Source organism: Gemmatimonadota bacterium, from assembly GCA_041390125.1.
Classification (GTDB): Bacteria; Gemmatimonadota; Gemmatimonadetes; order Longimicrobiales; family Gaopeijiaceae; genus JAGQIF01.
Genome location: JAWKQN010000010.1, coordinates 235,839 through 244,485, shown reverse-complemented (window position 1 = coordinate 244,485; position 8,647 = coordinate 235,839). Strand labels below are relative to the sequence as shown.

At 66.5% G+C, this 8,647-nt stretch carries 5 protein-coding genes; 4 read left to right on the top strand and 1 reads right to left on the bottom strand.

The features are described from left to right. The first annotated feature begins 657 nt into the window (after positions 1 to 657). Positions 658 to 1,491, top strand: a complete 834-nt coding sequence (locus tag R3E98_12825; protein ID MEZ4424288.1) for a hypothetical protein — start codon at positions 658 to 660, stop codon at positions 1,489 to 1,491. 2,316 nt (positions 1,492 to 3,807) lie between these two features. Here the strand turns inward: R3E98_12825 and R3E98_12820 are convergent. After that, positions 3,808 to 4,797, bottom strand: a complete 990-nt coding sequence (locus R3E98_12820) for a DUF4382 domain-containing protein (GenBank protein ID MEZ4424287.1) — start codon at positions 4,795 to 4,797, stop codon at positions 3,808 to 3,810. A gap of 391 nt (positions 4,798 to 5,188) precedes the next feature. Between R3E98_12820 and R3E98_12815 the strand changes: the two genes are divergently transcribed. The 3 genes from R3E98_12815 to R3E98_12805 all read left to right on the top strand — a co-directional run bounded on the left by R3E98_12815 (position 5,189) and on the right by R3E98_12805 (position 8,646). Next, positions 5,189 to 5,482, top strand: a complete 294-nt coding sequence (locus tag R3E98_12815; GenBank protein MEZ4424286.1) for a putative quinol monooxygenase — start codon at positions 5,189 to 5,191, stop codon at positions 5,480 to 5,482. A gap of 40 nt (positions 5,483 to 5,522) precedes the next feature. Continuing rightward, positions 5,523 to 5,960, top strand: coding sequence for a VOC family protein (locus R3E98_12810; protein MEZ4424285.1), 438 nt, complete (start codon positions 5,523 to 5,525; stop codon positions 5,958 to 5,960). 154 nt (positions 5,961 to 6,114) lie between these two features. After that, positions 6,115 to 8,646, top strand: coding sequence for a DUF11 domain-containing protein (locus R3E98_12805; protein ID MEZ4424284.1), 2,532 nt, complete (start codon positions 6,115 to 6,117; stop codon positions 8,644 to 8,646). The last annotated feature ends 1 nt before the right edge of the window (position 8,647 follow it).

Sequence of the window (8,647 nt, the reverse complement as noted above, 5' to 3'; positions counted from 1 at the left end):
CGTCGTCCAGTGGTAGTGGAGAACGCCGATTGAGCCAGCACGGTAATCGCCTAAAAGTGGTGGCCACCGCGGCGGTCGATTAGGCGGCTCTTGGGCGGAACCTCCTTCGCGGCGTGCGCACGACGCGGGTCAGGTAGTAGTAAGCGCGCATTGTCGGCGGCCTGCGCACGAGACCGGTCACGGAGACCGAGCCTCCACCGCGCGCCCGCGTGAGATCCGGAAGGGCCGTAGACCCGCAGATGGTCGTCAAGGTCGGCCAGCGTCTCGTCCGATTGTCTCGCACCCCGCAATCCCCGTCGTGGAGGCGGAGCTGATCGCCTGGTAGGCCCGGTGGATGGGTGTCGGCTTGACCCTCGCGGTCGGCTGTTCAAGAATCCGAACATCCCATGTGCGCGGGTGTGGCGCCCCGTACCGATCCACTCTGAGCGAGCAAACGCGCCGCTCTGGCGGCCTGCTGAGACCGGGAGTACCGTGGCATTGTAGCGGGAGAGCGGCGCCGGTTCGGAGGCCTTAAAACGCCCCCGACGGCAAATGAACTGTAGCCCCTTTTGAACACGCGTATCTGGAGCCCTCGTCTCTGGCTTCCTGACAACTAGCGCAGCGCGAGGCACTGCCGTTTCTGGCGGTTAGGCGCGGCTCGACCAATGGGCGATTTGGATGGGCGTTACGGCCGAGAAGATTGATCGTTTGCGAGAAATCTTTGCCGCAAATGGCTGGGATATTGGTGGGGACGAGGCGGTAGCCAACCGGTTCGATCGCATGGTGAACTTGATGAGCCACCTGGAACCGCCCGCTCAGGAACTGCTTATGCACCTCACTTCAGATTTCTTGGTACAGACATTCCCAGAGTACGGATCGCGAACCAGCGAGCTAGTAGCAATTCTCTTGAATCAGCATTACGAGCGAGGCCGCGACGGACCGCTTATCGTACTCCCCATGATGAAAGACTGGAGTTCGGGCGAGCCCAAGAGCGGCGCCATGATTACCTATCTGGTTCGAGCAGAGCTGAAGCGCCGCCAGATACCGCACCACTCTTGGGATCGAGCCCATCTTGTGCGGGAGCGTTTACCGAGTCGGTGCAACGCACTCATCTTTATTGTTGATGACTTCATCGGTTCAGGCGACACCGCCCTCGCGGCTTGCACCAACTTCTCGGCGCAGTTCGCAAACGATACGGATCAGGTGTTGGTCGGAGCGCTGGTTGCTCAGGAAGCCGGACTGAGCAGTCTCCGGAACGCCGGTGTAAAGGCCTGCTCCGTGATTGTGCGTCGAAGAGGCATCTCAGACTCATCGACTCTGCCCAACATCACAGAGGCGCTTTCCACCATGGACGGAATCGAGACGCTGATGAACGTTCCTGGGACCTACAAACGGGGGTTCCGTAGGTCTGAAGCTCTTGTCTCCTTAGTGCGTTGCCCCAATAACACTTTTCCGGTCTACTGGAAGACGCCAACAGGGGAGGTGGGCTGGATCCCACCCTTCGACCGATGACGGCCGCGCACCACCTAGCGACTTTGCTACGTCAGATCGCCCGCCGGGGCGAAATGACCCCGCTGTTTAGACAAGGGTTGCGTCCCAATCAGATTGTGAACCTGCTGGAACTAGGAATCCAGCAAGACCTGATATCGAGAGCTTCCGACGGCAGCTTCGAACTAACTGATGAAGGTCATGAGGTACTTACGAGGTCGAATGCCGAAAAGGGGTGGACGGAGTGGGAGCCCCTGTATCACCATCGCTGTGATCCGCTAGCACTCGACTTCCCGTTCTTGCCGACCCTCCCGCCGGGCGGTACTCTACCAAGGTCCTAGGGGGATGCTCAGCACTAGCCTGCTGGCAGCAATGCTGCCGGGTGAGCGAGTCGCTCACTTAGGAAGAACCTGTTTCAAAACCCTCGTTGGACATTCCTGGCCCTTCGGGCCTGCGCGCAGGAGCGCGCACCGGAAGGTCCAACGAGCGCTCCGCTTCGCTTCGCGTGGACGCCGGCGTGGCCGGCGTCCGGGAACGACAGCGAGTTCGTAGTGCTGAGCATCCTCACCCCTTGGGCATGATGGACTGGTCTGACTACGCCGTGCGCTTCCGCACCCGCGCGGCGCTCAGTGGGAAGAGCGAACAGTACGTCTCGGCCTGCCTCGCCTACGGCCTTCGCTTACACCGTGCGGGTCTTCCTGTAATCTTCGACGTAACCCACTTGGCAGGCCTCGTGGGATACGATCAAGAATACGTCCTCGCGTGCTGCTACGCGCAAGATCGCATGTATAGGCGTTTCATGGTGCCCAAGCGGTCTGGTGGCCGCCGCGAGATTGCCGAGCCCTTGCCCAGCCTCAAAGAGATCCAACGCTGGATTCTTGACCAGATTCTCTACCTTGTCCCAGTATCAAGATTCGCAAAAGGGTTCGTGCCCGGCTTGGGGATCAAGGCGAATGCACGATTCCACCAAGGGCAGCGGGTAGTTCTCTCGCTAGATGTTCGGGACTACTTCCCAAGCTTCTCCATAAGGCAAGTGCTTCGGCTTTTCCGCTCTCTCGGGTACAGTCGCTCCGCAGGGGGCGCGTTAGCCAACTTGACGACACTCGATGGGTGCTTGCCTCAGGGCGCACCAACTAGCCCAGCGCTGTCCAACCTGCTATTCCGGTCACTAGACCGCCGGATCGGAGCCTATTGCCTCGCCGCTGGATACCGCTACACCCGATACGCAGATGATATAACGATATCTGGGGGCGTGAACATCGGCCCGACAGTCCGATTCGTGCGCGACGTCTTGGCAAGCGGGGGCCTCAGATTGAACGAGTCCAAGACGAAGGCGATGCACCGATCAAGGCGGCAAGAGGTCACTGGCGTGGTTGTTAACACTCGTGCACGGACGCCGCCTCGGGTTCGCCGCGAGGTGCGACAGGTTCTACACTATGTGAGACGGTTTGGTCTCGGGTCTCACTTGAAGCGGATTGGTGAGACAAGGGCCCGGTATGTTGAGCACATGCTTGGGCGCGCCGCGTTTGTACTTCAGTTCGAACCCGCCGACAGTGACGCCATCCAGCTGCGGGAGGTGCTGTTGCCATATTTGCAGAGCTCAGACCAGACCGACTGACTGTCACTTTGACAATGTTCATTGTGAGACATGCTCTTGGAGTGCCTCGCAGCCGCCCAACCACCACGCTCGGCTCAATCGGGACGAACAAGGCGTACCGCTTCGAAGCGCGATGGCGACTGATGGCCGCTCTGCACAATGCGGCTCAGCGCTGAGGCGCTGTAAGCCTTGAGGACTGGTAGCGCGAGCTAGGGCGTAGTTTCTTCGCGTTCGCCGGTACGCTCAGTTAGAGGACGACGGCGATGCGGGAAGCTCTGCTCGCCCGGCTCTGGATCCGCCAGCCCGGACCCGTCGCACCCGCAATAGCCTCACGGCGAGGCCAATCGATCCACCCTTATCGAGCCACGCAGGGCGGCCTTCGGTGAGTCCTATGAACCGCTCGCGCCTTGGGGGTCTGCTCTTAGTCCCCAGCGCTCCGCCTCCCTGGCGATCCAATGTCCGGTCCGTCCGCCGAGAGACGCCCCGCGGAAGGTAAGTAAACGCGTTCTAGTGATGGCGAATCGCGCCGGGGGAGGTCGTGAACCTCGGGAGGCGTCGAGGCCATCGTAGTATGCGGTGCCGTGGTCTGGGCGACGCCGAGTTCCTCGCGAGGCGTGGTTGGGTAGGCTTTGCGACGTACGATAGGCGCGGCCTTGGAGCAATAGCGCGACCTGGCACCATATTACGCAGTTTGAGAAGGCGATCACCTACAGGTGTGCGCCCCGGCGGGAGTCATCCTACCGTCACCGCGCCACACACCCCGCCCCCGTCACCGTATACACCACCCCCTCCACCCGCTCCCCCTCACCTACGCTCACCTCACCCGGCTCCACGGTCGCCGTCCACTCCAGCGTGAACGCGTCCAGCTCCAGGTTCTGCACGCCCAGCGTGTACGTGTCTGGATCGAGCGGTGCGATGCGGAAGGCACTGCCCTCGCCGACCACGCCGGTCCGCACGATCGGGGAGCCGTCTCCGTCCGCCAGCGTTAGCGCCACCGCCGCGGGCACAAAGTCGGCGAGGGAGCGGTCCGTGCCCTCGGGGCACTGCGGGATCTGCACGGGGCTGCCCGCCTCGTCCTGGGCGAGCACCACCGTCCCCACAATGCTGCCGCCCGCATCGGGCGCCTCGGGGTCGTCGCTGTCCGGCGTGCGCACGGCATGGATGACCGGGCTCATGATCCACTTGCCGGAGCGCCCCGCCGCGTGGCCGAAGCTCTGGCTCACGTCGAAGTCCAGCACCACTGCGTTGCCGCCCTCGGTCAGCTCCACCGCGTCGCCGGCCAGCTTGATCTTGAGGCCGCTCCCGCTGCAGCTCGGGCACTGCAGGTCGCCGGTAACCGGCAGCCCGTCCGGGTGCTCGGCTCCGCCGAACGCGTACACCTGCCCGTCCGTGGCCTCGAGCACCGCGGCCCGCAGGACCAGCCGCAGTTGCCGGTAGATACCGGGATCGAGCTGCAGGTCGCCCACCAGCAGACGGGTCTCGTCCGCCAGCGCGGTCAGCTCGATCAGACCGGTCGGCTCTTCGAGCACGGAGGTACGCCCGCCGGGCCCGCCCTGGAAGTAGATCTCGGCCACGTCCACCCAGACCGCGGCCACGTCCCCGGGCGCGTCGGTCAGGTACACCGAGAGGCGGGTCGGGCCGTCATCGAGGGTGGAGGTCCCGTCGGAGTCGCACGCCGCGAACGCCAGCATCGGCAGGACGAGAATCGGGAGAAGGCGGGCGCGGAGAGACATCGGTGAAGCTCCAGGATCCAGGGTGCCCGGTCGCGGCGGACGGGACCGACGCGAGGAGGACGGGCCCGAATCGCGCGCAGGAGGCATGCCGACGCGGCTTCGGCGCAGCGCCTGCGCCACGAATCCCGTCGTTACAGGGCTCCCGTGGCGTCGCGCCGGAACCACGCCGGGCCGGCGCTGCCCTGGCTCGGGACACCCTCTCTCCGCAACGCTGCGGATCGGTCCCCTCGGCACCGAAGGATGTCGGACGCAGAGGCCGCACACCGCATCCTCCGGATCCCGCGATGCATCACCTCCAGGCCCGTCGCCGACTCCCACCTCTGGCCGCGCACCGACATCCGGTGCAGGATCGATGCATCGAGCACCATCACCCCCGCCAGAAGGTGTCCGCATGTACGGCTTGATCGGAAAGATGATCACGGTTCCGGGGAAGCGGGACGAGCTCGCCGGGATCCTGCTGGAGGGGCTGCAGGGGATGCCCGGCTGCCGGAGCTACATCGTGGCCCAGGACCCGGAGGACGAGAACGCCCTCTGGGTGACCGAGGTGTGGGATACGGAGCAGAGTCACCAGGCCTCCCTGTCGCTCCCCTCGGTGCAGGAGGCCATCCGCAAAGGCCGTCCGATGATCGAGGGATTCGGAGCGCGCTTCGTCACCACGCCGCTGGGCGGCGTAGGCCTCGCCTGATCTTTCTCACGCCGAGCCACTCCGCCCCCCTGGAGCGACGATGACCGTCAGGCGCATGGACAACGTGGGCATCGTGGTCGAGGACCTCGACGCCGCGGTGGAGTTCTTCACCGCCCTCGGTCTCGAGCTCGAGGGGCGCGCCTCCGTCGAGGGCGACTGGGCCGAGGGGGTGACCGGCCTCGAGGACATGCGCGTGCAGATCGCCATGATGCGCACGCCGGATGGGCACAGCCGCCTGGAGCTGTCCCGCTTCCTCTCCCCACCCGTGGCCGCCGACCATCGCAACGCGCCCGTGAACGTGCTCGGCTACCTGCGCGTCATGTTCGCGGTGGAGGACCTCGACGCGACCCTCGACCGGCTGCGTCCGCTCGGGGCCGAGGTGGTGGACCGGGTGGTCCAGTACCGGGACGCCTACCGGCTCTGCTACATCCGGGGACCCGAGGGGATTCTGATCGGGCTGGCGCAGGAGCTCGGGTAGGGGGCAGCCCGCAGCGCGCGTCACGGGTCGCGGCTCCGGCCTCGCAGAACGGTGGTGGGCCCGTCCCATGTCCAACCCGCCGCCCTTCCGTCGCCGGGACCCGTGAGACGAGGCACCGCCCCGGTGGCTCCCGACCCGTCCCCGGACACCCACCATGCCGCGCCACACCGCCCTGGTCCTGCTCGTTCTCGGCGCCACCGCCTGTCAGGATCAACCCGTCGGTCCCGACGCCCCGCCGGCTCCCCTGGAGGACCGCCCTGCGCTGACCGCCGCCCGGACGCTGGTGCCCGGCTATACCTGTACCCGGTCCTGGGCGAGCGGGGTGGACGGGGACTGGTACGATGCGGGGAACTGGTCCCCGGCCGGCGCTCCCTCTTTGACGGACAACGTCTGCATCGACGCTCCGGGGACCTACACGGTCACGGCGGACTACGACGTGCTGACCACGCTGGTGCAGGTGGGCGGCGCCGGTGCCACGGCCACGCTGCGCCTGGAGCACAGCCTCCTGGTCGACGAGGGCATCGTGGTCGAAGCGGGCTCGCGCCTGCAGATCGACGGAGCCCAGACCGTCCACCTGGGAAGCAGTCCGCCCGCGTCCGGCGTCGTGCTCCCGGACGCCGACTGGTTCGAGAACCGCGGCGTGGTGGAGATCGAGAACGGGTGCGGCTGCACGCCTCCCACGCAGTGGCACTTCCGCTCCATCCTGAACCTGGGCTGGATGAGCGTGGCCGGCCCTGCTCGCTTCGTGGTCCTGGGCGAGCTGGGGGACACCGAGGGTCGCGACTTCGAGAATCGCGGGATCCTGCTCACTTCGGGCGCGGACACGATCAAGGTGACCGCGCACACGAACGGCGCCTATTCTGCTCCCCGTGGCGGTGCGTTCCGGCAGACCGGGGGAACGATCGGCGGCTCGGCTCCGATCCGGGTCGACCGCTTCGGCGACTTCGTCTGGGACGGCGGCACGCTCCCGGTCAACACCGCCAACCCTGCGTTGCCGCTCCTCGCGCTGGGTGACGTGCAGCATCTCTGGTTCAACGATCCTGCGCTCGACGGGCACGTGCAGGTCGAGGGCGGCACGTGGATCGACACCGACATCGGCCCCGGCGTTCGCCTCCGCGTGGACGCCGACCTCACTCATGGCAACTTCCTCTGGTTCCAGATGCCCAACGCCGAGGTGCGCAACTCCGGCACCATCGAGCTCGTGACCGTCCCGGCGAGCGGACGTTGGGGGGACTTCATGATCATGTGGAGTGCCAGTGGGCCTCCCGCGGCACCCGGACGGTTCACCAACGACGGCACCATCACGTCGGTCGGGGGCGGCGATCTCGTGCTGACGGCCGTCTTTGGCGAGGAGACCCACGTGACCAATACGGGCACGATCTCGGTGGCGGACCAGGGCCAGGTCCGCGTCGACGCCAGCGGGCCTGCGGGCACGCCCAGCACGCTGATCCACACGGGCCTCATCACCGCCGAGCCCGGGTCCGAGTTCGAGATCCACGAGGGCACCATGACGATCTCGGGCTCTGGACGCATGACGGGCCAGCTCGTGCTCGATCACGCCACGCTACGGGGTCGGGGGACGCTCGACCGGGTGCTCTCCACGGGCGGTACCCTCTCGCCCGGCACGCCGGGCCCGACCGTGCTGGGCATCTCTCCCCGCTATGGGACGCTGACCATGAGCAGTCTCGTCCTGGACGCGCAGAGCGAAGTCACCGCCGAGGTGGGAGGGACCACGCCGGATCGGTACGACCGGATCGTGGTCAGCGAGAACGTCCACTACGACGGGACGCTACGCGCCGTCACCGTCGCGCCGTTCCAGGGCGGCGTCTGCGGGCAGGTGATCCCCATCCTGACCGACAACACGCATACCACCAAGACGCCCTTGGCTAGGGGCGCCTTCGGCACCCTCCAGGGCTTCGCGCTGGACGCGACCCGCGCCTGGCGGCTCCACAACCCCGACGGGGTCCTGGCCCTGGCCGGCTACCAGCCCGGGCCGGACCGCCTGTATGCCACGCGTTCCTCCGTGGTGCTGGCCGAGGGTGGGTCTCCCCGGACGTACTCGGCGTGCCTGGGGGACGCCGCGCCGACGTCGGACGTCACCGTGACGCCCACCGCCCAACAGGGCGAGCTGCTCGTGTCCCCGCCGTTCACCGTCACCCCCACCGACTGGGCGCTGCCGCGCAGCCTGACCGTGCGCGCGATCGACGATGCGGCCGTGCAAGGTCTGCACACCGATCAGGTCCAGCACCGGATGACCAGCCCGGACCCGCGCTACAACGACCCCAACGCCGCCCCGATCGACGCGACCATCCAGGACAATGACGGCGAGGCCGACCTGTCCCTGCTCCAGGTCTCCCAGGAAGACAACCAGTTCGTGGGGGACGTCATGAACACGGTGTTCCGGGTCACCAACGCCGGACCCACCGAGTCCTCGGGCTCCACCGTGGTCTCGACGCCGCTCACCGGTCTGGGGTTCGTCTCCGCGACCGGGGCCACCTGCACGGCAACGGGCGGCGTGGTGACCTGCGCCGTGGGCCCGGTGCCGAGCGGCGGCCAGGTGGACGTCACGGTCACGTTCGAGGGCCTCACGGTCGGCCTGCACACCAGCACCTGGACGGTGCAGGGCCAGCAGCCCGATCCTGACGCCACCAACGACGCCGTCGACTACACGCAGCGGGTGAACTGAG